Genomic DNA, 22,933 nt, shown 5'->3' on the forward strand with positions numbered 1-22,933 from the left:
GGTGCATCGGCCTGTGCAGCCTCCAAGGCTCAGGTGTCGAGGGTGTGTGGGTTTTGTACCGGTTGTCACACAGAGCGCTCAGGCCCGGGGCAGACGGACCACGGCGGTCAGGCCGCCGCCCGGGGTTTCTTCCAGGGTCAGTTCGCCGCCCAGGCGCTGGGCCGCTTCCCGGGCAATGGTCATGCCCAGGCCGACGCCGCCGGAATTGCGGTTGCGTGAACCTTCCAGGCGATAGAAAGGTTCGAACACAGCCTCGCGTTTCTCCGCGGCAATCCCAGGACCATGGTCGATGACCCGGATCAGCAGTTGCCGGCGGCTGTCTTCCAGGGTGATCAGCGCATCGCCAGCGTAACGCAGGGCATTGTCCAGCAGGTTGTTCAGGCACGAACGCAATGCCATGGGCTGCACCAGCAACGGTGCGCAATGGCCGCTGGCCTGGACTCGCGAGCCCTGGTCCTGGGCGTTTTCGCACAGCGATTCGACCAGGGCCTGGACGTCCATCCATTGCATGGCTTCGCTGGTGCGCTGCTCATGCAGGTAGCTGAGGGTGGCATCGAGCATGCCGATCATGTCGTCCAGGTCCTGGCGCATCTGGCCCTGGAGTTTCATGTTGTCGACCTGTTCGAGGCGCAGCTTGAGGCGTGACAGCGGTGTACGCAGGTCGTGGGACACGGCGCCGAGCATGCGTCCGCGTTGCTGCACCTGTTCGCGGATGCGCTGCTGCATCAGGTTGAAGGTGTTGGCCGCCAGCCGTGCTTCACGCGGGCCGGTTTCATCCAGCGGCGGGCTGTTGAGGTCTTCGCTCAGGCGTTCGGCGGCGTCACTCAGGCGCTGGATCGGTCGCGACAGCAGCTTGGCGCCATACCAGGCGACAATCACCAGGGAAATGATCTGGAGTGTCAGCGGCACCAGCGGTCCGCCAAACCAGGGGCGAGGTGGACGGCGATGAGGGGGCGGATGGTTGGGGTCGAAATTTTCCCTCATACCGGGAGGCGGTGGCGGTGGCGGTGGGCCGCCATAATGATGGAACCAGAGAAAACCCAGCATGTGGGCGAGGATGATCGCCACCAGTGACACGCCGAACAGGCGACCGAACAGCGTGTCGAGGCGTGCGCGCATCAGCCGATTTCTCTCGCGTCGAACAGGTAGCCCTCACCGCGCACGGTCTTGATCAGTTGTGGCGATTTCGGGTCGTCGCCGAGCTTCTGCCGCAGGCGCGAGACCAGCAGGTCGATGCTGCGGTCGAAAGCCTCGATCGAGCGACCTCGGGCGGCGTCGAGCAACTGTTCGCGGCTGAGGACCCGGCGCGGGCGTTCGATGAAGACCCAGAGCAGGCGGAACTCGGCGTTGGACAGTGGCACCACCAGCCCGTCGTCGGCGATCAATTGGCGCAGCACACTGTTCAGACGCCAGTTGTCGAAGCGGATATTGGCCCGCTGTTCGGTGCGATCGTCGCGCACCCGGCGCAGGATGGTCTGGATTCGGGCCACCAGTTCACGGGGCTCGAAGGGCTTGGCCATATAGTCGTCGGCACCCAGTTCCAGGCCGATGATCCGGTCGGTGGGTTCGCAGCGGGCGGTGAGCATCAGGATCGGAATGTCCGATTCGGTGCGCAGCCAGCGACACAACGACAGGCCGTCTTCACCCGGAAGCATCAGGTCGAGAACCACCACGTCGAAGGTTTCAAGCTGCAAGGCCTGGCGCATGCCGGCGCCGTCGGTGACACCGGTGGCCTGGATGCTGAAGCGCGCCAGGTAGTCGATCAACAGTTCGCGGATGGGAATATCGTCATCGACGATCAGCGCGCGGACATTCCAGCGCTTGTCATCGCCCGTTGGAAGCGATTTGTTGACATCAGCCAGAGGAGCGGGAGTGTTCTGCATGCGGGCGATTATCTACCGGTAAGCGGCCAACCCGGAAAAGAGGGGCCGCGAATTGTTGCAGGATAGGTACCCGGATCGAAGGCCGGGATCCCTTTCAAGTGTAGCTATGCGCGAAGCTACAGGGGGTGGGTGTTGGCCGCTTGTCGGTTTTGTATCGAGACTGATACACGCAGTCTCCGTCAAACCGCTCATCTCCCTGGAACCCGTGCGGATTCTAGGGTGTAACTCCTACGTAAAGGCACTCTTTACGCCTTCTTTACGCATCGCCCCCGGCGTCGCTCTCGTTCCTTTACGGCCTTCCTCATGACAATGAACGCCACACACGGCTGTTGCCGTACCAAGGGGAAAATTCCATGAGCATTCTGGACGGGGTGTCACTGCTGTTGGCTGTGGCGCTGTTCATTTATCTACTGGTCGCGCTGTTGCGCGCGGATCGGAACTAGGAGCGGCAGGTATGCACAGTTATGACTATTTGCTGATCCTGGCGTTTCTCGTGTTGGTGCTTGCGCCAGCACCGGCACTGGGGCGGTTCTATTACAATGTGATGGAAGGTCGGCGCACCTGGCTGACGCCGGTGCTCGGGCCGTTGGAGAGGGCCTGTTATCGCCTGTCCGGGGTCGACGCCGGCAGCGAACAGAGCTGGCAGAAATACGCTTTGGCCTTGCTCGCCTTCAACTTTGCGGGCTTCCTGCTGTTGTTCGCGATCTTGCTGTTCCAGCAGTACCTGCCGCTCAACCCGCAGAATCTGCCGGGGCTGGAGTGGACCCTGTCGTTCAACACCGCCGTCAGTTTCATGACCAACACCAACTGGCAGAACTACAGCGGTGAAGCCTCGCTCAGCTACCTGAGCCAGATGGCCGGCCTGACCGTGCAGAACTTCGTCAGCGCCGCCACCGGCCTGGCCGTGCTGGTCGCCCTGTGTCGTGGCATCAGTCGCCGCTCGGCGGCGACCCTGGGCAACTTCTGGGTCGACATGACCCGTGCCACCCTCTATGGCCTGCTGCCGATGTGCCTGGTGCTGGCGCTGTTCCTGGTCTGGCAGGGCGTACCGCAGACCTTTGCGCACTACGTCAATGCCGTGACGATGCAGGGCGTCGACCAGGTCATTCCCCTGGGTCCGGCGGCCAGCCAGATCGCGATCAAGCAACTGGGCACCAACGGCGGCGGTTTCTTCGGTGTCAACTCGGCCCACCCCTTCGAAAACCCCACCGCCCTGAGCGACCTGATCGAACTGGTGTCGATCATCCTGATTCCGGCGGCACTGGTCTTCACCTTCGGGCATTACGTCAAGGACCTGCGCCAGAGCCGGGCAATCATGGGCTGTATGTTGGCCCTGCTGCTGATCGGCGGCGCGGTCTCGCTGTACGCCGAATATCAACCGAACCCGGCGCTGCACAATCCGCTGGTAGAGCAGACCGCTCCGCTGGAAGGCAAGGAAGCCCGCTTCGGTACCACCGCCAGCGTGCTCTGGGCGGTGACCACCACGGCCGCGTCGAACGGTTCGGTCAATGCCATGCATGACAGCCTCAACCCGTTGAGCGGGATGGTCGCGCTGGTCAACATGATGGTCGGCGAGGTGATCTTCGGCGGCGTCGGCGCGGGCCTCTACGGTATGTTGCTGAACGTGCTGATCGCGGTGTTCCTCGCCGGCCTGATGATCGGTCGTACCCCGGAATACCTGGGCAAGAAGCTCCAGGCCAAGGAAGTGCAACTGCTGGTGGTGACCTTGCTGGTGATGCCGGTGGGCACCCTGGTGCTCGGCGCGCTGGCGGCCAGCCTGCCAGGACCGGCCGCCGCGATCAGCAACCCGGGGCCCCATGGTTTCAGCCAGTTGCTTTATGCCTACACCTCGGCTTCGGCCAACAACGGGTCGGCATTTGGCGGTTTCAGCGCCAACACCACGTTCCATAACCTGATGATGAGCTTGAGCATGCTGCTCGGCCGCTTCGGCTACATCCTCCCGGTACTGGCCCTGGCCGGCAGCCTGGCGATGAAGAAAACCGCACCGATTGGCCAAAACAGCTTTCCGACCCATGGCCTGCTGTTCGTCACGCTGTTGACCGTGACCATCTTGCTGGTGGGTGGCCTGACCTTCCTGCCGACGCTGGCGTTGGGACCGATTGCCGAACACTTGAGCATGGGTTTCTGAGGAAATAATGATGAATATGCCTCTTCCCGCAGGAAAAACGGCGCAAGCCAAAGTGGCCGAGCCGGCCAAGACCGCGATCTCTGCCCTATGGCGTCCGGCTCTGGTCCAAGCCTTCGTCAAGCTCGACCCGCGCCAGTTGCAACGGGCGCCGGTGATGTTCGTGGTCGAACTGACGGCGATTCTGACCACTGTCTTGTGCTTTGTGCCGGACAGCACTGTTTCGATCTTTATCTCCGCCCAGATCGCCCTCTGGCTGTGGTTCACCGTGTTGTTCGCCAACTTTGCCGAGGCCCTGGCCGAAGGCCGCGGCAAGGCCCGCGCCGACAGCCTGAAGGCTGGCAGCGAAGGCCTGGTGGCCCATCGTCGCAAGGCCGATGGCAGCTTTGAGTCGGTTCCGGCCGCCAATCTGCGCAAGGGGGATGTGGTACGGGTGGTCGCCGGGGAAATGATTCCCGGCGATGGCGAGGTGATCGAAGGGATCGCCGCCGTCAACGAAGCGGCGATTACCGGCGAATCCGCACCGGTGATCCGCGAGTCCGGCGGTGACCGTTCGGCGGTCACCGGCAACACCCGCCTGGTGTCTGACTGGCTGGTCGTGCGCATTACCGCCAACCCTGGCGAGTCGACCCTGGATCGCATGATCGCCCTGGTGGAGGGCGCCAAGCGCCAGAAGACCCCCAACGAAGTGGCGCTGGACATCCTGCTGATCGGTCTGACCCTGATTTTCCTGCTGGTGGTGGTGACCCTGCAGCCGTTTGCCCACTTCTCCGGCGGCAGCCTGCCGTTGGTGTTTCTGGTGGCGCTGTTGGTGACCCTGATTCCGACCACCATCGGCGGCCTGCTCTCGGCCATCGGTATCGCCGGGATGGACCGCCTGGTGCGCCTGAACGTGATTGCCAAGTCCGGTCGCGCGGTGGAAGCGGCGGGTGACGTACATGTGCTGTTGCTGGACAAGACCGGCACCATCACCTTCGGTAACCGTCGCTGTACGGCGGTCTATGCCACCCCTGGCGTCAGCGCCAAGGAACTGGCCGAAGGCGCCTTGCTGGCCTCGCTGGCGGATGACACCGCCGAAGGCAAGTCGATTGTCGAGTACCTGCGCGAACTGCACCCACAGCAAGAACCGCCGGCGAGCGCACTGACCGCCGTACCGTTCAGTGCTGAAACGCGCCTGTCGGGTGTCGACTACCAGGGCCGGGTGTACCGCAAGGGCGCGGTGGATTCGTTGCTGGCCTTTGTCGGCCAGAAGCGCGGCGACCTGTCGCCAGTGTTGTCCCGCGAAGTCGACCGGATCGCCCAGAGCGGCGGTACGCCCTTGCTGGTCTGCGCCGATGGTCGCCTGCTCGGGGTTATTCATCTGAAGGACGTGGTCAAGCCGGGCATCCGTGATCGTTTCGCCGAGTTGCGCAAGCTGGGTATCCGCACCGTGATGGTGACCGGCGACAACCCGCTGACCGCCGCGGCGATCGCCGCGGAAGCGGGGGTTGACGATGTGCTGGCCGAGGCCACCCCGGAGAAGAAGTTGGCGCGGATTCGCCTGGAACAGAACGACGGTCGGCTGGTGGCGATGTGCGGTGACGGTGCCAACGACGCCCCGGCACTGGCCCAGGCCGACGTCGGCATGGCGATGAACGATGGCACCCAGGCGGCGCGCGAGGCGGCGAACATGGTCGACCTCGACAGCGACCCGACCAAGTTGCTGGACGTGGTGCAGATCGGCAAGGAATTGCTGGTGACGCGGGGGGCGTTGACCACCTTCTCGATCGCCAATGACGTGGCCAAGTACTTCGCCATCCTGCCGGCGCTGTTCGCCTCGATTTATCCACAGCTGGGCGTGCTCAACGTCATGCACCTGACCAGCCCGCAGAGCGCGATCCTCTCGGCGATCGTGTTCAACGCCCTGATCATCGTCGTGCTGATCCCGCTGGCCCTGCGTGGCGTGCGGGTGCAGGCGGCGAGTGCCGCGCACCTGTTGCGGCGCAACCTGCTGATCTACGGGCTGGGCGGCATCGTGGTGCCGTTCGTGGGGATCAAGGCCATCGACATGCTGCTGACGGCGCTGCACCTGGTGTGACGTAGCGAGCTTGCCGGCGATGCCGCTGGCAAGCGCATGAAAACTGTAGGAGCCGGCTTGCCGGCGATGGCGGCCGATCAGGCGATGCAAGGCTCACTGGCCCCATCGCCAGCACGCCGGCTCCCACAGGTTGTGTACCCCTGAATTTGAGGAATTGAACATGTCCAGCGTAGTACGTCCGGCCTTGAGCCTGTTGGTCCTGATGACCCTGATTACCGGTGTCGCCTATCCCCTGGTGGTCACCGGCGTGGCCCAGGTGGCCTTCCCGGAACAGGCCAATGGCAGCCTGGTGCGCGATGCCGATGGCAAGGTCCGTGGCTCGTCCCTGATTGCCCAGGATTTCACCGGTGACACCTGGTTTCACCCGCGGCCTTCGGCGGGGGCCTTCGCCACTGTGTCGAGTTCGTCCAGTAACCTGAGCCCGAGCAACCCGGCCCTGGCCACGCGGATCTTCGACGATGCGACCAAGCAGGCGGTGCCCGGCCAGGGTCCGGTGCCTCTGTCGATGCTGACCACCTCGGCCAGTGGCCTCGATCCGCACTTGCCACCTGAGGCGATTCGCTATCAACTGGCGCGGGTGGCGCAGGCGCGCAACCTGCCGGCGGCCGATGTCGAGCGATTGGTTGAAATGCATATCGAGCAACCGTTGATTGGCCCTCCGGTGATCAATGTGCTTGCCTTGAATGCGGCCCTGGCCGAAGTTTCGAAATAAACACCATTACCTTGTAGGAGCAGAGCTTGCTCGCGAAGGGGCCCTCAAGGACGCCAAAAGCTTCGCGGGCAAGCTCCGCTCCCACACAAGCTCCGCTCCGACAAGGGGCGGTGGTGTCAGCTTCATAAGTGAGAACCGATGACATGAGTGATTCCGGTCGCGCCGACGCGCTCCTAGCAGAACTGCCCCGCGACGGTCGTGGCCGGCTCAAGGTCTTCCTCGGCGCCTCGCCCGGTGTCGGCAAGACCTACGCCATGTTGCAGGCCGCCCACACGCAACTGCGTCAGGGTGTAAAGCTCCTTGCCGGGGTGGTGGAGACCCACGGCCGCGCGGAGACCGAGGCGCTGCTCAGCGGTTTGCCGCAGCAGCCGCTGGTGCGCTCGGAGTATCGCGGCGTGCTACTCGAGGAAATGGACCTCGACGGCCTGCTCAAGGCCAAGCCCAAGCTGGTGCTGGTCGATGAACTGGCCCACAGCAATGCCCCCAACAGTCGTCACGTCAAACGCTGGCAGGATGTCCAGGAATTGCTGGCCGCCGGTATCGACGTGTTCACCACGGTCAACGTCCAGCATCTGGAAAGTCTCAATGACCAGGTGCGCGGTATTACTGGTGTGCAGGTTCGTGAAACCTTGCCGGACTGGGTCCTGCAGGAGGCCGATGAGCTGCTGCTGATCGACTTGCCGCCCCGCGAACTGCTGGAGCGCCTGCGCGACGGCAAGGTCTATGTGCCGGAGCAGGCTCGCGCCGCCATCGATGCGTTTTTTACCCAGACCAACCTCACCGCCCTGCGCGAACTGGCCATGCAGACGGCCGCGGCCCAGGTCGACAACGACCTGGCCCTCGGCTACCGGACCCTCGGCCAGTCGGCGCCGGCCCTGCGGGGGCGCTTGCTGGTGGGGGTCGACGGTGACGCCCAGGCCGAGCGGCTGGTGCGCCATGCCAGTCGGGTCGCCCAGCGCCGGCATCTGCCCTGGAGCCTGGTGCATGTGGACAACGGCAGCGTGCGCGACGAACCGTCGCGTCTGCGCCTGCAAGGCGCCCAACAACTGGCCGAGCGCCTCGGCGGCGAAGTGGTACTGCTGCGTGCCGGGGAGGTGGCCAAGACCCTGATCCAGCATGCCGCCGAACGCCGCGCCAGCCTGGTGCTGGTCGGGCAGTCGCGGCAGGACTGGCGTCGCCGGGTGTTTGGTGGCGGCCTCGCGGCGCGTTTGTTGCGCAGTGCCCATGGTCTGGAAATCAACGTGCTGGACCGTGACGAAGAGCAACAGGTCACGCGTACCCGCGCCCCGCAAGCGGTGGTCTGGTTCGACTATGCGATGGCACTGGTGGCGACGATCCTGGCCACGGCCCTGGCCTGGGGCGTGGCCAGTATTCTGCCGTTGCCGAATATCTCCCTGGTGTTCCTCGCCGCCGTCTTGCTGGTGGCGGTGCGCAGTAGCCTGGGGCCGTCGCTGGCCTGTGCGGTGCTGTCGTTCCTGAGTTACGACTTTCTGTTCATCCCGCCGAAATTCTCCTTCGCCATCCAGCGTGAGGAGGATGTGCTGACATTGCTGTTTTTCCTCTTGATGTCGGCGCTCACCGGTAACCTCGCGGCGCGTCAGCGGCGGCAACTGGAGGCCCTGCGTGATACCCAGGAAGAAACCAGCGAACTGCTCGACTTGTCACGCAAATTGACGGCAGCCACCGATCGCCAGGCGGTGATCAGCGCCGCGTCCCAACACCTCAGCGGTTGGGAAGAACTGCAGGTGTGCCTGCTCAACCGCGACGGCGAGGGCGGCTGGAAAGTCGAGACCGGCGGCCCGCAGACCTTCTCCGAGTCCGAGCGGGCCGCCGCCGACTGGGCCTGGCAACACGACCAGCCAGCGGGCATGGGCACCGGGACGCTGCCGTTCGGGCGTTGGTGGTGGTGGCCGTTGTCGGTGGAAGAAGGACCAATGGCCCTGCTGGGGGTGCGTCCCAAAGATGGCCAGACTCTGAGCGGGCAGCGTCGACGCCTGTTGACCGCCCTCAGCCAGCCGCTGGCCCAGGCGCTGGCCCGGGCGCAGTTGGCCGACGACCTCGAGGCCGCACGCCTGCACGGTGAAACCGAACAACTGCGCAGTGCCTTGCTCGCCTCGGTGTCCCATGATCTGCGCACGCCGCTGACGTCCATGCGCGGCAGCATCGACAGCCTGCTGGCCTTGGGCGAGGCGATTCCCCTGGAAGATCGCCGGGAACTGCTCGAAGGCACCCGCGACGAAGCCGAGCGCCTGGACCGCTATATCCAGAACCTGCTGGACATGACCCGGCTCGGGCACGGCGCGCTGAAGCTGGCGCGCGACTGGGTCGCGCCGGCGGATATCATCGGCAGCGCGCTGAACCGGCTGCGGGCGGTGTTGGCGCCGTTGCAGGTCAGTACCGAGTTGCCGGCGGATTTGCCGCTACTCTATGTGCACGCGGCGCTGATCGAACAGGCGCTGATCAATGTCATGGAAAACGCCGCGCGCTTTTCACCGCCCCAGGGGCGCCTGCAACTGCGCGTCGGGACCACCGACAAGGAGCTGTTCTTTTCCGTCAGCGACGAAGGACCGGGGATTCCGCAAGATGAGCGGCACAAGATTTTCGACATGTTCTACACCGCCGCCCGTGGTGATCGCGGCGGGCAGGGCACGGGCCTGGGCCTGGCGATCTGCCAGGGCATGGTCGGCGCACACGGCGGGCATATCGCCGTGGATGATGGCATTGACGGCCACGGCACCTGTATCACCCTGTTCCTCCCTTTGCAGGAGCAACCGGGCATTGAAAGTGAAGCCTGATATGCTTTGGCCACCGATTGTCACGATGTTAAGACCATGACTCAAACTGCGACCATCCTGGTCATCGACGACGAACCGCAGATTCGCAAGTTCCTGCGCATCAGCCTGGTGTCCCAGGGCTACAAGGTGCTGGAAGCGGGCACCGGCGCCGAGGGTCTGGCCCACGCCGCCTTGAACAAACCCGACCTGCTGGTGCTCGACCTCGGTCTACCGGACATGGACGGTCAGCAGGTGTTGCGGGAGTTTCGCGAGTGGTCCACTGCCCCGGTGCTGGTGCTCTCGGTGCGGGCCGGCGAGGGGCAGAAGGTCGAGGCGCTGGACGGCGGGGCCAACGACTATGTGACCAAACCGTTCGGTATCCAGGAGTTCCTTGCGCGGATTCGCGCCCTGTTGCGCCAGGCGCCCAGCGGCGAGGCCCAGGAGGCGGCGTTGACCTTCGGTCCGCTGACCATCGACCTGGCCTACCGGCGGGTGTTGCTCGATGGCTCGGAAGTGTCGTTGACTCGCAAGGAGTATGCGGTGTTGGCGCAACTGGCGCGGCATCCCGGGCGGGTGATCACCCAGCAGCAGTTGCTCAAGGATATCTGGGGACCGACCCATACCGAAGACAGTCACTACCTGCGGATCGTGGTCGGGCATTTGCGCCAGAAGCTGGCGGATGACCCGACCGCGCCGCGGTTTATCGTGACCGAGGCGGGTGTGGGTTATCGGTTGCTCGATAGCCAGGGCTGATGCCGGTCGGTCAAGGGCGCTGGCAAGCCAGTTTTCACAAAGACCGGGTACGACGAGACCTTGATGAAGTGTGGGAGCGGAGCTTGCCCGCGAAGCCTTTGGCGCTCTCACGGGCCTCTTCGCGGGCAAGCTCCGCTCCCACAAGACCGCGTTCTGTCTTGGTTCAGTGGCAAACCCCGCCTGTGAGCATCTAGCGGCCTTCTTCCTCGTAGCGATCCAGCGTATCGCTGGCAATCTCCCGCCCCAGGGCGATCAGTTCCGGCGCCTTGTAGAATTCGAAGAAGCGGCACACCCGCTTCGGCACGTTGATCAGAATATCCGGCGGGTAGCCGGCGATCTTGTATTGCGCCAGCGAGGTCTGCATCACCTCGAAACTCTGGTTGATCAGGTCCAGCAGCGAGGCTGGCCCCACATTGTCGATGATGAACGAACCGGTGGCGGACTTCGGCGCGCCGTCGCCTTGCGGTGCGGCGGCGGCTTGTCGGTCCTGCGGCTCCGGGCCGTCGAGCCAGGGATTGCCGACCCGGGCGGCTTCGCTGGCGAGGGTCTGTTGTTCCAGGCGCAACAGCTCTTCGGCCTGTTTACGCCGGAACGGCAGGCGTGAGCCCATGGAGCTGAGCAGGCTGTTGAAGCGGCTCTTGAACGCCGGCGGCCGTTGGATCACCGGTAGCTGGTACTGCTTCTGGTTGGTGGCGTTGAGGTTGACGGCGATGATCAGGTCGCAGTGGCTGGAGACCACCGGCACGATCGGCAGGGGATTGAGAATACCGCCGTCCACCAGCATGCGGTTGCCCTGCATGACCGGGGTGAACAGGCTGGGAATCGCCGCCGAGGCGCGCATCGCCTGGTGCAGGCAGCCTTCCTGGAACCAGATTTCCTGCTGGTTGGTCAGGTCGGTGGCGACGGCGGTGTAGGGAATGCGCAGGTCCTCGATATTGATCTCGCCGACGATCTTGCGGATCTGTCCGAAAACCTTTTCACCACGAATCGCGCCCAGGCGGAAGCTCACGTCCACCAGGCGCAGTACGTCGAGGTAGTCCAGGCTCTCGATCCAGCGGCGATACTCGTCGAGTTTGCCGGCGGCATAGATGCCGCCGACTACCGCGCCCATGGAGCAACCGGCGATGCAGGCGATGTCGTAACCGCGTCTTTCGATTTCCTCAATCACCCCGATATGGGCATAACCGCGGGCCCCTCCCGAGCCAAGCACCAGCGCGACACGTTTTTTCATGAGTCAGTCCTTGAACAAGCTGTTGCTAACAATGCACCTACGGCGAGACGGGTACAATCATGGCATCGGCCGTTCTTTGCCGTCGAATCGGATTGACGCCAGCTATCGTCATCTTGATTGACTAAGCTGAGTGAAAGGCCAAGGCACTTTTTGCCCGGCGCGCCGTCTTAACCTGCACAAGTGTTTATTTTCTCCTGAGGGGTCATTGATGAAAGCCTGGATCTGTGTGCCATTGATTGCGTTGGCGTTGGCCGGTTGTGCGGGCAAGACCGCCTACCGGGACAGTTGTGGTACCCAGCTGGATGCCGCCTGGCACGAGTTGGACCTGGCCAAGGCCGAAGGCTTTGCCGGGACCGTGAGCTACTCCAAGGCGCTGTCGTTGCTGACCGGAGCGAAGACCCAGCAGCAGTTCGAAGCCTACGAGGGCTGCACCAACAAGGCTGAGAAGGCGCGCTTCTACATCCGAGAATCCCGCGCCGGGCGTTGAGCCTGTGAACGCGCCCTCTTGGTAGGAGGCTTGCTGGCGATGAACGATGACGGGGTGTAATTGATCACTGCGTTGCCCCCATCGCCAGCAAGCCGGCTCCCACGGGGTTGGTGTCGTTGCAGAAAGCAGGTTCAGTGCCGTTGTAGAAAATGGCACTATTTCACTCACCTGCATAACACCAGAAACACGGTAGTATCCTAGGCATCTCCCAAGTTCGGATGTCTGCCTATGCGCAGTAAACTGGAAGTCTGCCTGCAGGCCGTGAACCAGGTGGTGTTGGGCAAGGATGCGCAGGTTCGCCTGGCCCTGACCTGCCTGCTGGCCAACGGTCATCTGCTGATCGAAGACCTGCCCGGCATGGGCAAGACCACCCTCAGCCACACCCTGGCCAAGGTCCTTGGCCTGAGCTTCCAGCGTATCCAGTTCACCTCCGACCTGCTACCCAGCGATATCCTCGGCACCTCGGTGTTCGACAAGGACAGCGGGTTGTTCGTGTTCCACCCGGGACCGATCTTCGCCGAACTGGTGCTGGCCGACGAAATCAACCGAGCCACGCCCAAGAGCCAGAGTGCCTTGCTCGAGGCCATGGAAGAAGGCCAGGTGACCATCGAAGGCGCCACCCGGCCCTTGCCGTCGCCGTTCTTCGTGATCGCCACGCAAAACCCCAGCAGCCAGGGCGGTACCTTCGCCTTGCCGGAGTCGCAGCTCGATCGTTTCCTGATGCGGGTGTCCCTCGGCTATCCGGCCCGGGCCGCGGAAAAGGCCCTGCTGCAAGGCGTGTCGCGCCGCGACCTGCTGCCGAAGTTGCAGCCGGTTCTCAACCATGCCGAACTGTCGGCGTTGCAACAGCAGGTCAAGCAGGTGCGCACCAGCGACCCGTTGGTGGACTACGTGCTGCGCCTGGTCGGGGCGACCCGCGATCAGCCGCAATTTGCCTGGGGGCTGTCACCCCGCGCCAGCCTGGCGATCCTCGCCGCCGCCCGGGCCTGGGCGCTGTTGGCCGGACGCGACTATGTGGTGCCGGAAGACGTCCAGGCGGTCTTGCCCTCGGTGGTCAGCCATCGCCTGCGCGAGCGTGCCGATCCGGCCGGGCAGGGCGGTGGTGCCCTGGTGCAGTGGCTGCTGCGCGAGGTGCCGGCGCTTTGATCCGGCGCCTGCGCGGGGCCTGGCAGGCCTGGCTGGCGCGGCGCCTGCCGCCCTCGACGCGGATTCAGCTGACCCAGCGGCAGATCTTCATCATGCCCAATCGCGCCGGCGGAGTCTTTGCCGCGCTGTTGGCGCTGATCCTGATGGTCGCCATCAACTACCAGAACAGCCTGGCCTACGCCCTGTGCTTCCTGTTGTTGTCGGTGTTCGTGGTGGCGATCCTGCATACCTGGCGCAACCTGCAGGGGCTGGTGCTCAGTGCCGGGACGGTGCCTGCGGTGTTCGTCGGCGAGCAGGCGCGGTTTCTCGTGCGCCTGGAAAGTGCCGGCAAAGCCCATCAGGCCATCGGCCTGGGCTGGTCGAAGCAGTCTTTGCATCGCGTCGATGTGCCGCCTGCGGGATTCTGCGAACTGGAGTTGAACCGGCCGACCCTGGTGCGCGGCTGGTTGCACGCGCCGCGCATCGGTGTCGAGAGCAGTTTTCCGTTGGGGATCCTGCGGACCTGGAGCCGGCTCGACCTGGGCCAGAAGGTGCTGGTTTATCCGCAGCCCCTGGAAGGCGAGCTACCGACCCTGGCCAGTGTGCTCAGCGATGATCGCGAAGAGGGGATGCGTGCCCATGGCCAGGGTGTCGACGATTACCAGGGATTGAAGGTCTACCAGCCCGGCGACTCCTGGCGGCGCCTGCACTGGAAAGCCTACTCTCGCGGGCAGGGCCTGTTGATCAAGGAATTCGCCCGGCTCGACGGCCGTGAGTTGTGCCTGGACTTCCTGGCCCTGGGCGGGGATGTCGAGCAGCGCTTGTCACGTCTGTGTTACTGGGTGTTGGAGCTGTCCCGCCGCGAGACGATGTTCTCCTTGCGTCTGCCTGGCCAGGTGTTGGACCGCGACACGGGCGCGGCCCATTGCGCGGCCTGCCTGCGCGCCCTCGCCCTGTTCGGGAAGGCCCCATGAGCGCCGCACCGCTGATCTCCCGCGCCAGCCTGGTCTGGCTGCTGGTGGCCCAGACGTTGGTGATGGTGCCGTTCTGGTTCCATGTACCGCCGTGGATGGTCGCGCTGTGGCTCGGCTGCACGGTCTGGCGGATCCAGGTCTACCGCATGCGCGCGCGTTTTCCCGGACGGCTGATGGAGCTGCTTCTGTTGCTGGTCAGCATCGGCGGTATCTGGCTCTCGCGCAGCAGTCTGATCGGCCTGGACGCCGGGGCGGTGCTGCTGGTGGCGATGTTCATCCTCAAGCTGGTGGAGACCCGCACCCGTCGCGATGCCCTGGTGCTGATTTTCCTCGGGCTGTTCTGTGTCGCGGTGGCCTATCTGTTCGAGGACAGCCTGCCCTGGGCGTTCTACAGCTTGCTGCCGGTGGGGGCGTTGTTGGCGGCCCTGGTCGGTTTGCAGCAAGGCTCGACCACCCGGCCTCTGGAGACCTTGCGACTGTCCACGACCCTGTTGTTGCAAGCCTTGCCGCTGATGCTCCTGCTGTTCCTGTTTTTCCCCCGTATCGCGCCGCTCTGGTCATTGCCGTTGGCCATCGACAAGGCGCAGAGCGGGTTGTCCGAGAGCATGTCGCCGGGGGATGTGGCCGAGCTTGGCCGTTCTGCGGAGCTGGTCTTTCGCGCCAGCTTCGACGGCTCGATGCCGGCGCGTCGCGAGCTGTACTGGCGGGCGCTGACCCTCGAGCAATTTGACGGTCGGCGCTGGAGCCAGGCGCCATCGGTCAACTACAGTCAGGCGCCGAAATGGCAGGCCGGTGGTGAGTCCTGGCGCTACAGCATCATCCTCCAGGCCAGCGGCAAACCCTGGTTGCCGGCGCTGGATGTGGCCCGTACCGATCAGGCCGATGTGCATCAACTGGCGGACTATCGGGTGCAGCGCCAGCGGCCGGTGCAGCAGGTCTTGCTCTATCGGGCCGAGTCCTGGCCGCAGGTGGTGCGCGATCCGCAGCTCAGTGAGCGGGCCCGGCGCCAGGCCCTGCAGTTGCCGGCCCAGGGCGATCCGCGCAGCCGGCAGTGGGCGGCGCAGTTGCGGCAAGCTTATCCACAGGCCCAGGCGCTGGTGGCGGCGCTGCTCAAGCATTTTCACGACGAGCCGTATTACTACACCCTCAAGCCGCCGATCCTGGGCGCCGACAGTATCGACGCTTTCCTGTTCGACAGCCGCCAGGGCTTTTGTGCGCATTACGCCGGGGCCATGGTCTACGTGTTGCGGGCGGCGGGAGTTCCGGCGCGGATGGTGGCCGGCTATCAGGGTGGCGAACTGAATCCGGCGGGGCATTTTCTCACGGTGCGCCAGTTCGATGCCCACGCCTGGGTCGAATACTGGCAGGACGGGCAGGGCTGGCGTAGCGTCGATCCGACCTATGCGGTGGCCCCGCAACGCATCGATCAAGGATTGGAGCAGGCCCTGGCGGCTGACGAGGATATGCTCGGCGCCTCATCACTTTCGCTGCTGCGCTACCAGCGCCTGACCTGGCTCAATGATCTGCGTCAGAGCTGGGATAATCTCAATTATGCTTGGCAACGCCGGGTCCTGGGTTATCAGGGGGACCAGCAACTGCAACTGCTGGGGCGCTGGTTCGGCGATCTGACCGCCTGGGCCCTGCCGGTCGGGTTGGTAGTGATCCTGGGGCTGCTCTCGCTGTTGCTGCTGCGCCCCTGGCGCAACACCGGCGATCCGTCGTTGCGTGTGTTCGCGGCCTTTGAAAAGCTGTTGTGTCGACGCGGTCTGGTACGTGAGCCGGGCGAAGGCCCGCAGGCGTTTGGCGAGCGGGCGGCACGGCAGTTGCCGCGCCAGGCGGAAAATATCAATGCATTTGTCCAGAGCTTCGTGGCCCAGCGCTATGCTGGACAGACCCCGTCGATGGATGCATTGCAACAGCGGTTGCGATCATTGCGTCGTAGTCTTGGAAGTTCGATTTGGGAGTGAGTGTCGAATGTCTGCCCTGGTGGATGAGTTGGTGGTTGAGGTACTGAGCCTGGAAGTGCGCTTGTTGGCCTGTCATGCGCGGGTGGATGCGCTGACCGACGAGGAGGGCCTGCATGACTTGCGTACCACGGTGCGGCGCCTGCGCAGTCTGTTGCGACCGTTGCGTGGCTTGCCGGGTGTCGAACAGGTCGAGGCGGCCGCGCAGCAGGTCGGCAGCCTGACCACGCCGATTCGCGACCGTGAAGTGCTGGCCGCCTACCTGCATCGGCAGGGACATCATGTGGCGGCGGCGCGGCGCACCGAACAGTTGTCCGACGATTACTGGGCGGTGGCGCGCAGTGCCGAGCTGAAACAGCTGTTCGACGTGCTCGATGTCTTTCCGCGTTTTCTCCGGGCTTCGCAGCATCAGGGCCTGTTGAAGAAGCTGCATAGGCGCATCGACAAGCGCCTGGAAAAACAATGGGCGGCGCTGGATGAGGCATTGCATGATCCGTTGCATGACCGCCATCGGCTGCGGCTGTTGATCAAGCGCGTGCGTTACGCCGCTGAAGCCTATCCGCAATTGAACCGGCTGCCGGCCCCGGCCTTGAAATCCCTGAAGGCGGCGCAGGAAGCGCTGGGGGACTGGCACGATTGCTGGCAATGGCTGCTGCGGGCGGAACAGGAACCGGACTTGCAATCCTGTGTCACGGGCTGGCGCAGGACCATGGCCCAGGCCGAGAGCAAGGCCGACCGGGTGCTGGACCGGTTGAGCGAGACTTGTTTCAGCTGAGTGCCGGCGGCCTGTTTGACCGCTGCTTTGGCCGGTATGAGCGCTGTGTGCCGCCGATGGGCTGGTTACTATTCTGCAGGACTTTTTCCAGCTGAGGTCAGCATGCGCTTTTCAGATTTGCTCGATGCGGTTCGTCGCGAGCCCAAGGGGCTTTCCATTCCCGCCGACTGGGGGCAGGGACGGGCCAGTTTCGGCGGCCTGGTGGTGGCGCTGCAATACGAAGCGATGCGCGCCCGGGTGCCGGCCGAGCGAGTGTTGCGTTCGCTGGCGGTGACCTTTGTCGGGCCGGCCGAGCCTGGGTTGCCCATCGATTTTGATGTCGAGGTGTTGCGCGAGGGCAAGGCGGTCAGCCAGGTGCTGGGTCGGGTGGTACAGAATGGTCAGGTGGTGACGCTGGTGCAGGGCAGCTTCGGCGCGTCCCGGGAGTCGGTGGTGGAGGTGGCGTCTGAGCCGGCGCCAGCGTTCAAGCACTGGGATGAATGCCCGGAAGCGCCGTATATCCAGGGGGTGATGCCGGAGTTCATGCGTCATCTGTCGATGCGTTGGGGCCTGGGTGGCATGCCTTTTAGCGGCAACACGTCACGGCAGATGGGCGGATGGGTGCGGTTGCGTGGAGATGTGCGGCAAGAGCCGTTGACCGAGGCGCATCTGCTGGCATTGGTGGATGCCTGGCCGCCGGCGGTGTTGCCGCACCTGAGCAAGCCGGCGGCCGGTAGCACCCTGACCTGGACCGTGGAGTTCGTCCAGCCGTTGCTGGCGCTCGATACGCTGGACTGGTGCCAATACCGCGCGGTGATCGAACATGCCCGCGACGGCTATGGCCATGTGGCCGCGGCGTTGTGGAGCGCGGATGGGCGGCTGATTGCATTGAGCCGGCAGACGGTTACAGTGTTTGGCTGACAGCCGGTGGTGACTGTCACATCGCTATCGCCCGCAAGCCGGCTCCCACAGGTAGGAAAGCCATGGTGGCTCAGGCCTCCAGCGCCAGGCTCTGGCTTTTGCCGCGCAGGCTGAACGCGGCCACCAGACCCAGTACGCCGACGGCGAAGTTGGTCGGGTTCTGGGCGAACACCCCGGAACTCAAGAGCAGGAAGGACACCGCGAACAAGATCAGCGCCAGCAGATGCATGCCTGCGCGGGTGCCATCGTTCGACGCTTGGGGTGCTACTCGCCATTGCCAGGCGGGGAAGTTGGGGTGACGTTGGCCCATGATCTTTTCCTCTGTTCGTGTAGTCGGTGAACAGAGATTAAGCCGGTCCAACATCCAGCGCGAATCAACTCTTCCTATCGATCCTATAGTTTGAGCTGGCCAATCGCTTTGTTCAGCTCTCCCGCCAGCTTCGCCAGGTCATGGCTGGTGGTGGCCGAGTCCACAGTCTGTTGCACGGTGTTCTCGGTCACGTCGCGGATGCTCACCACCGCCCGGTTCATCTCCTCGGCTACCTGGCTCTGCTGCTCGGCGGCCACGGCGATCTGGGTGTTGCTTTCACGCATCTGGGCCACCGCGCTGGTGATCTGCGCCAGCGCCTCTCCGGCTTCCTGGGCCTGCTGCACGCAGTCGTCGGCCTTGAATGAGCTTTCCTGCATAAAGTCCACGGCGTCGCGGGTGCCGGCCTGCAAGGCCGAGACCATGCCGGTGATTTCGTCGGTGGAGGTCTGCACCCGTTTGGCCAGGTTGCGAACTTCATCGGCGACCACGGCGAAACCGCGGCCCATTTCCCCGGCCCGGGCGGCTTCGATGGCGGCGTTGAGCGCCAGCAGGTTGGTCTGTTCGGCGATGCTATGGATCACGCTGACCACGCTGTTGATCTTCTGGCTGTCTTCAGCCAGTTGCTGGATCATCGTCGCGGTCTGTTGCACGCCGCTGGACAAACCGGTGATCGACTGCTGGACCCGGCTGACCACCGCCTGCCCGCTGCCGGCCAGGTCATCGGCGGTTTTCGACAGGTCACGGGTGGCGCCAGCGTGCTGGGCGATGTGATAGACCGTGGCCGACATCTCATTGATGGCCGTGGCGGCCTGGTCGGTTTCGCTTTGCTGGCCAAGCATGCCGTGGCGCACGTCATTCATGCTCGAGGCCAGGCGCGCGGCGCCGACATCCAGTTGCGCCGCCGTGCGGGCCACTGTGCCGACCACTCGCTGATAGCCGGCCTGCATGGCATTGAAGGCGCTGGCCATCTGTCCGACCTCGTCCTTGCCGGCCAGGGGAACACGGGCCGAGAGGTCGCCGCTCTTCTCCACATGGAGCATCACGTCCTTGAGGGTATTGAGCTGGCTGAGCAGGAAGCGGATCAGTAGCTGTGAGGCGCCGAGCATCGCCAGCATCAGGATGAACACGGCCACCGCATAGTTGGCGAAACGCTCGCTGAACACCTGGGCCAGGCTCGGCGCATAGGCAAGTACGGCGACCTGTTGCTCGCCACGGCCGAGCACTTGCGCGCCGAGTAGCGGGTTGTCGCCGAACAGCGGCATATAGTCGTAGGCGACCCAGCCGTTGGCGTCCTTGAGGCGCGGCAACATCTGCCCCTTGAGGGTCGGTGTTTCACCGCTCTTGAACGGCAACAGGTTGTCGGCCTCGGGCCAGGCCTTGCCTTCGGGCCAGGCGGCGAGCAGATGAGCCTGGGCCTGGACCGCGGCGCGCGAGGCGTCGGTGCAGGCCTGCTGTTCCAACTGCACGGCGTAGAGCACCAGAAACAGGGTAGTGATGAACGCGACCGCGTTTACGGCCCAGAACTTGTATTTCAGCGAGATATTGCTAAGCCAGGCACGCATGGGGGTCTTCCCTGATAGAGCGGAAACAGTTTTGGCAAGGTGCCATTATTGTGCCGCTAGCGAGCAAGATGCTAGTTGATGTAGGTCAATAGCGCTTTAGTCGAGGCTTGGCAAATTGAAGAATGTACGGGCGCAGGCGGTGGTATGGGCGGCCAGCTCATCCTGGCTCTCGCCCCGGTGCTGGGCCACTTCACGCAGTACTTCGCCCAGATATGCCGGTTCGTTGCGACCGTTCTTCGGCTTGGGTCGCAGGCTGCGTGGCAACAGGTAGGGCGCGTCGCTTTCGAGCATCAGGCGGCCACGGGGGATCTCTCGCACCAGCGGGTGTAAGTGAGTGCCGCGGCGCTCATCGCAGATCCAGCCGGTGATGCCGATATGCAGGTCCAGGTCGAGGTAGCTGAACAGCGTCTTCTGTTCGCCGGTGAAACAATGCACCACGGCGGCGGGCAGGCGGTCGCGGTAGTCCCGCAGGATTTCCAGCAAGCGGGTGTTGGCGTCGCGCTCGTGGAGGAACACCGGGCGCTGCAACTCCACGGCCAGGGCCAGGTGTTCCTCGAGGACTTTTTCCTGTTGCGGGCGCGGGGAGAAATCGCGGTTGAAATCCAGCCCGCACTCGCCAACCGCGCAGACATTCGGCTCCATCAGCAGGGCTTTCAGACGAACGGCGCTATCGGCTGTCCAGTCACTGGCGCAGTGGGGGTGGATGCCGGCGCTGGCGAACAGCCGCTGACCGCTCTGATCCAGCTCCCTGCACAGTTCCAGCGCCTGTTCGCTGCCCCCCAGGCTGGTGCCTGTCACAATCAGCTGACAGACTCCTGCGGCATGGGCGCGCTCGAGTATTTCCCGCTGTTTGCCGGCAAAACTGGGGTTGGTCAGGTTGACGCCGATATCGATGAGTTGCATGGTGCTACCTCAGGCCACAGGCCGAAAAGCATACCAGAGCTGTAGATTTATAATAAAAATCAAGAACTACAACGAGTTATGACTGTCTCTTAAAGCCGGAAGAAAACATCGGTTGGCATGACCCTGGTGCCGTACCCAGTCTTTCGCACTTTTCGCGTTCAAAAGACGCTCGATTTCAGTTGTTCGACTTCAGGCCACCTTGTCTGAGGCTGGGCAGTATTCTTTCCGGAGAACGGATGAAGAAGCGACCCTCGCTGTTGCTCTTGCTGTGCCTGTCCCTGCTGCTGCCGTTGCCGGCGCTTGCGCGGTTGGCCGGGCCGTTGGAAATCGTCCAGCCGGGCAAGGTGCGCGACCTCGCGGAGATTCGCAGCAGCCGGGTCCTGCGGGTGCTGGTCAATCAGAGTCGCAACAGCAGCGGCGAGGTCCAGGGCGAGGTGATTGGCGTCGAGTACCATCGCCTGCGCGCCTTTGAGCAGTTCCTCAACAGCCAGGCCCGCGACAACCAGGAGATCACCCTCAAGATCATTCCCAAGGCCAAGGACCAGCTGCTCGGCGCTTTGCAGCGCGGGGAGGGCGATCTGGTGGCCCCGGGGGAATTGCTCGAGGCCCAGCCGGGTCATGCGGTGATCGCCAGCGATCCGCTCGGCAGCACCGTGCCGTTGCTGCTGGTAGGGCTCAAGGGCGAGAAGCGTTTTACCCGCTTTGAACAACTGTCCGGTCGGACCCTGGCCCTGACCCCCGGCAGCGCGGCGGGCGAGGCGGTCAATCAGATCAACCAGAAACTGGCGTTGCGCAAGCTGTCGCCGGTCAAGGTCGAATGGGTCGATCCGAGCCTGGCGCCGGAGGATGTGCTGGAGATGGTCCAGGGCGGGATTTTTCACCTGACCGTCGTTGAGCAGCCGATCGCCGAACGCTGGGCGCGGATTATGCCCAAGCTGCGTTTCGACAAGCAGGTGCTGGTCAGCGAGCCGGGACAGATGCACTGGTTCGTGCGTGACAATGCCTCGATGTTGCAGGCGAGCATCGACCGCTTCCTCAAGACCTACAAACCCCCTTCGAACCAGGACGCGGCGTTTCTGCGCATCTATCGACGCCTGTACCAGGTGCATTATCCATTGAGTCGCAGTGATCGGGCGAAGCTGGAAAAGCTGCGCCCGGTGTTGCAACGCTATGCCCAGGCCCAGGGCATCGACTGGCTGAACCTGGCGGCGCTGGCCTTCAAGGAGTCGGCCCTGGACCCCGCGGCCCGTGGCGCCAGCGGCGCGACCGGATTGCTGCAGATCACCCCCTCGGCGGCACAGCGGGTCGGCGTCAGCAATATCCAGAATGTCGATAACAATGTACAGGCCGGGGCCAAGTACCTGGCGCTGATCCGGCGCAAGTTCTTTGCCAGCCCCAAGCTCAATGAGCGCGAGCGCATGGCCTTTGTCCTAGCGGCCTACAACATGGGCCCGGAACGGGTCCAGGGCATGCGCGCCGAGGCCCGCCGTCGTGGCCTGAACCCCAACCAGTGGTTCTTCCAGGTCGAGCGCATCGCCATGGAGCAGGTGGGGATGAATGCGGTGAACTATGTGAACAGTGTGAACAAGTACTACCTGGCATTCGACCGGGAGCGTGACTCCCTGGAGCCGAATGCACGGAAGATAGCTTCACGTAAATGATCTAATAAATAGATTGGTTTGTTGATATTTTTGCGCTTTTTGTATTTTAAAAACTGATTAATATGAGGCCCATCAACCCCTATATTGAAAAGGATTCACCCATGAGCACCTTGATCACCCGCGTTCTGAGCACCCGCGCCGGCTATGGCCTGACTGTCCTGCGGATTTTCGTCGGGATCATCTTCGCCGCCCACGGTTCGCAGAAACTCTTCGGCCTGTTCGGCGGCTACGGCCTGGCCGGGACGGCGCAGTGGATGGAAAGCATCGGTCTGGCGCCGGGTCATGTGATGGCCCTGCTGGCGGGCGGCACCGAGTTCTTCGGCGGCTTGGCCCTGATCATCGGTCTGTTGGCCCGTCCGGCGGCGCTGGGCTTGACCTTCACCCTGTTGGTGGCGATCTTCTCGGTGCATATCCACAACGGTCTGTTCATGGCCAACAACGGTTATGAGTTCGCCCTGGCCCTGCTGGGCGGTACGCTCGCGGTACTGCTCGAAGGTGCCGGCAAGCTCTCGGCGGACGCTGCCATCGCCCGTTCGTAGAATCTTGACGGTGGCGCAAACCCTGTAGCAACTGGCTTGCCAGCGATTGCGATGTAGCATTCCCCGCCGTCATCGCTGGCAAGCCAGCGATGACGGCGGGGGCGTGGCGCTTTCAAGATGCTTGTTCCTTTCCCGATAAGAAAAAGCCCGCGTCTTT

20 protein-coding genes are annotated in these 22,933 nt (G+C 63.8%); 14 read left to right on the plus strand and 6 right to left on the minus strand.

Annotation, left to right across the window (positions count from 1 at the left end):
* Positions 1 to 78 precede the first annotated feature (78 nt).
* Both M5B99_RS23560 and M5B99_RS23565 read right to left on the minus strand, forming a co-directional pair.
* Entirely contained in the window at positions 79 to 1,119 is a 1,041-nt protein-coding gene (locus tag M5B99_RS23560) for an ATP-binding protein (RefSeq protein WP_248806315.1), read from the minus strand.
* A complete protein-coding gene (locus M5B99_RS23565) occupies positions 1,119 to 1,883 on the minus strand; it encodes a response regulator (RefSeq protein WP_218225209.1) in 765 nt (254 codons plus the stop codon). The genes M5B99_RS23560 and M5B99_RS23565 overlap by 1 nt, the downstream gene beginning before the upstream one ends.
* Before the next feature lie 353 nt (positions 1,884 to 2,236).
* Here M5B99_RS23565 and kdpF point away from each other — a divergent pair, with 353 nt between their 5' ends.
* The 6 genes from kdpF to M5B99_RS23595 all read left to right on the plus strand — a co-directional run bounded on the left by kdpF (position 2,237) and on the right by M5B99_RS23595 (position 10,345).
* Positions 2,237 to 2,326 carry a K(+)-transporting ATPase subunit F gene (gene kdpF / locus M5B99_RS23570; protein WP_017128001.1) on the plus strand — a complete coding sequence of 30 codons (90 nt, stop codon included), beginning with the start codon at positions 2,237 to 2,239 and terminating at the stop codon, positions 2,324 to 2,326.
* 11 nt (positions 2,327 to 2,337) lie between these two features.
* Complete coding sequence (gene kdpA, locus M5B99_RS23575) at positions 2,338 to 4,032, plus strand: potassium-transporting ATPase subunit KdpA (RefSeq protein ID WP_248806316.1); 1,695 nt, start codon at positions 2,338 to 2,340, stop codon at positions 4,030 to 4,032.
* A 10-nt stretch (positions 4,033 to 4,042) separates the two neighbouring features.
* Entirely contained in the window at positions 4,043 to 6,106 is a 2,064-nt protein-coding gene (gene kdpB, locus M5B99_RS23580) for a potassium-transporting ATPase subunit KdpB (protein WP_248806317.1), read from the plus strand.
* A gap of 160 nt (positions 6,107 to 6,266) precedes the next feature.
* On the plus strand, positions 6,267 to 6,818 hold the full coding sequence (gene kdpC / locus M5B99_RS23585; protein ID WP_248806318.1) for a potassium-transporting ATPase subunit KdpC: 552 nt from the start codon (positions 6,267 to 6,269) through the stop codon (positions 6,816 to 6,818).
* A gap of 143 nt (positions 6,819 to 6,961) precedes the next feature.
* On the plus strand, positions 6,962 to 9,613 hold the full coding sequence (locus M5B99_RS23590) for a sensor histidine kinase (RefSeq protein WP_248806319.1): 2,652 nt from the start codon (positions 6,962 to 6,964) through the stop codon (positions 9,611 to 9,613).
* Between the two features lie 36 nt (positions 9,614 to 9,649).
* Positions 9,650 to 10,345: a response regulator gene (locus M5B99_RS23595; RefSeq protein WP_248806320.1), complete on the plus strand. Its 696-nt coding sequence runs from the start codon at positions 9,650 to 9,652 to the stop codon at positions 10,343 to 10,345.
* Between the two features lie 190 nt (positions 10,346 to 10,535).
* Here M5B99_RS23595 and M5B99_RS23600 read toward each other — a convergent pair whose 3' ends face one another.
* Positions 10,536 to 11,576 carry a patatin-like phospholipase family protein gene (locus tag M5B99_RS23600; RefSeq protein WP_248806321.1) on the minus strand — a complete coding sequence of 347 codons (1,041 nt, stop codon included), beginning with the start codon at positions 11,574 to 11,576 and terminating at the stop codon, positions 10,536 to 10,538.
* 208 nt (positions 11,577 to 11,784) lie between these two features.
* On the opposite strand from M5B99_RS23600, the gene M5B99_RS23605 reads away from it, so the two are divergent.
* The 6 genes from M5B99_RS23605 to M5B99_RS23630 all read left to right on the plus strand — a co-directional run bounded on the left by M5B99_RS23605 (position 11,785) and on the right by M5B99_RS23630 (position 17,801).
* Entirely contained in the window at positions 11,785 to 12,063 is a 279-nt protein-coding gene (locus M5B99_RS23605; RefSeq protein ID WP_248796929.1) for a hypothetical protein, read from the plus strand.
* Positions 12,064 to 12,291: 228 nt separating this feature from the next.
* Complete coding sequence (locus M5B99_RS23610) at positions 12,292 to 13,209, plus strand: AAA family ATPase (protein WP_248806322.1); 918 nt, start codon at positions 12,292 to 12,294, stop codon at positions 13,207 to 13,209.
* Positions 13,179 to 14,162, plus strand: a complete 984-nt coding sequence (locus M5B99_RS23615) for a DUF58 domain-containing protein (RefSeq protein ID WP_248806323.1) — start codon at positions 13,179 to 13,181, stop codon at positions 14,160 to 14,162. Before M5B99_RS23610 ends, M5B99_RS23615 begins: the two co-directional genes overlap by 31 nt.
* On the plus strand, positions 14,159 to 16,129 hold the full coding sequence (locus tag M5B99_RS23620; protein WP_248806324.1) for a DUF3488 and DUF4129 domain-containing transglutaminase family protein: 1,971 nt from the start codon (positions 14,159 to 14,161) through the stop codon (positions 16,127 to 16,129). Before M5B99_RS23615 ends, M5B99_RS23620 begins: the two co-directional genes overlap by 4 nt.
* A 7-nt stretch (positions 16,130 to 16,136) precedes the next feature.
* The gene (locus M5B99_RS23625; RefSeq protein WP_248806325.1) at positions 16,137 to 16,901 is read left to right on the plus strand and encodes a CHAD domain-containing protein; all 765 of its coding nucleotides are present in this window, start codon (positions 16,137 to 16,139) and stop codon (positions 16,899 to 16,901) included.
* Positions 16,902 to 17,003: 102 nt separating this feature from the next.
* Positions 17,004 to 17,801 (plus strand): acyl-CoA thioesterase, encoded by a 798-nt coding sequence (locus tag M5B99_RS23630; RefSeq protein ID WP_248806326.1) that lies wholly within the window; start codon positions 17,004 to 17,006, stop codon positions 17,799 to 17,801.
* Positions 17,802 to 17,871: 70 nt separating this feature from the next.
* On the opposite strand, the gene M5B99_RS23635 is transcribed toward M5B99_RS23630, so the two are convergent.
* The 3 genes from M5B99_RS23635 to M5B99_RS23645 form a co-directional block, all read right to left on the minus strand.
* Positions 17,872 to 18,111 carry a terminase gene (locus M5B99_RS23635; RefSeq protein ID WP_248806327.1) on the minus strand — a complete coding sequence of 80 codons (240 nt, stop codon included), beginning with the start codon at positions 18,109 to 18,111 and terminating at the stop codon, positions 17,872 to 17,874.
* Positions 18,112 to 18,194: 83 nt separating this feature from the next.
* Positions 18,195 to 19,673 carry a methyl-accepting chemotaxis protein gene (locus M5B99_RS23640; protein WP_248806328.1) on the minus strand — a complete coding sequence of 493 codons (1,479 nt, stop codon included), beginning with the start codon at positions 19,671 to 19,673 and terminating at the stop codon, positions 18,195 to 18,197.
* Positions 19,674 to 19,769: 96 nt separating this feature from the next.
* Positions 19,770 to 20,576 (minus strand): TatD family hydrolase, encoded by an 807-nt coding sequence (locus tag M5B99_RS23645; RefSeq protein WP_248806329.1) that lies wholly within the window; start codon positions 20,574 to 20,576, stop codon positions 19,770 to 19,772.
* A gap of 236 nt (positions 20,577 to 20,812) precedes the next feature.
* Here M5B99_RS23645 and M5B99_RS23650 point away from each other — a divergent pair, with 236 nt between their 5' ends.
* Both M5B99_RS23650 and M5B99_RS23655 read left to right on the plus strand, forming a co-directional pair.
* A complete protein-coding gene (locus M5B99_RS23650) occupies positions 20,813 to 22,237 on the plus strand; it encodes a transglycosylase SLT domain-containing protein (protein WP_248806330.1) in 1,425 nt (474 codons plus the stop codon).
* A gap of 101 nt (positions 22,238 to 22,338) precedes the next feature.
* Positions 22,339 to 22,776 (plus strand): DoxX family protein, encoded by a 438-nt coding sequence (locus M5B99_RS23655; protein WP_248806331.1) that lies wholly within the window; start codon positions 22,339 to 22,341, stop codon positions 22,774 to 22,776.
* The last annotated feature ends 157 nt before the right edge of the window (positions 22,777 to 22,933 follow it).

Source organism: Pseudomonas sp. MWU13-2100, from assembly GCF_023242365.1.
Taxonomy (GTDB): domain Bacteria; phylum Pseudomonadota; class Gammaproteobacteria; order Pseudomonadales; family Pseudomonadaceae; genus Aquipseudomonas.

Bases quoted from the DNA above. Each gene is read 5' to 3' on its own strand.
- M5B99_RS23560 (WP_248806315.1), bottom strand. From the start codon at position 1,119: ATGCGCGCACGCCTCGACACGCTGTTCGGTCGCCTGTTCGGCGTGTCA.
- M5B99_RS23565 (WP_218225209.1), bottom strand. From the start codon at position 1,883: ATGCAGAACACTCCCGCTCCTCTGGCTGATGTCAACAAATCGCTTCCA.
- kdpF (WP_017128001.1), top strand. From the start codon at position 2,237: ATGAGCATTCTGGACGGGGTGTCACTGCTGTTGGCTGTGGCGCTGTTC.
- kdpA (WP_248806316.1), top strand. From the start codon at position 2,338: ATGCACAGTTATGACTATTTGCTGATCCTGGCGTTTCTCGTGTTGGTG.
- kdpB (WP_248806317.1), top strand. From the start codon at position 4,043: ATGAATATGCCTCTTCCCGCAGGAAAAACGGCGCAAGCCAAAGTGGCC.
- kdpC (WP_248806318.1), top strand. From the start codon at position 6,267: ATGTCCAGCGTAGTACGTCCGGCCTTGAGCCTGTTGGTCCTGATGACC.
- M5B99_RS23590 (WP_248806319.1), top strand. From the start codon at position 6,962: ATGAGTGATTCCGGTCGCGCCGACGCGCTCCTAGCAGAACTGCCCCGC.
- M5B99_RS23595 (WP_248806320.1), top strand. From the start codon at position 9,650: ATGACTCAAACTGCGACCATCCTGGTCATCGACGACGAACCGCAGATT.
- M5B99_RS23600 (WP_248806321.1), bottom strand. From the start codon at position 11,576: ATGAAAAAACGTGTCGCGCTGGTGCTTGGCTCGGGAGGGGCCCGCGGT.
- M5B99_RS23605 (WP_248796929.1), top strand. From the start codon at position 11,785: ATGAAAGCCTGGATCTGTGTGCCATTGATTGCGTTGGCGTTGGCCGGT.
- M5B99_RS23610 (WP_248806322.1), top strand. From the start codon at position 12,292: ATGCGCAGTAAACTGGAAGTCTGCCTGCAGGCCGTGAACCAGGTGGTG.
- M5B99_RS23620 (WP_248806324.1), top strand. From the start codon at position 14,159: ATGAGCGCCGCACCGCTGATCTCCCGCGCCAGCCTGGTCTGGCTGCTG.
- M5B99_RS23625 (WP_248806325.1), top strand. From the start codon at position 16,137: ATGTCTGCCCTGGTGGATGAGTTGGTGGTTGAGGTACTGAGCCTGGAA.
- M5B99_RS23630 (WP_248806326.1), top strand. From the start codon at position 17,004: ATGCGCTTTTCAGATTTGCTCGATGCGGTTCGTCGCGAGCCCAAGGGG.
- M5B99_RS23635 (WP_248806327.1), bottom strand. From the start codon at position 18,111: ATGGGCCAACGTCACCCCAACTTCCCCGCCTGGCAATGGCGAGTAGCA.
- M5B99_RS23640 (WP_248806328.1), bottom strand. From the start codon at position 19,673: ATGCGTGCCTGGCTTAGCAATATCTCGCTGAAATACAAGTTCTGGGCC.
- M5B99_RS23645 (WP_248806329.1), bottom strand. From the start codon at position 20,576: ATGCAACTCATCGATATCGGCGTCAACCTGACCAACCCCAGTTTTGCC.
- M5B99_RS23650 (WP_248806330.1), top strand. From the start codon at position 20,813: ATGAAGAAGCGACCCTCGCTGTTGCTCTTGCTGTGCCTGTCCCTGCTG.
- M5B99_RS23655 (WP_248806331.1), top strand. From the start codon at position 22,339: ATGAGCACCTTGATCACCCGCGTTCTGAGCACCCGCGCCGGCTATGGC.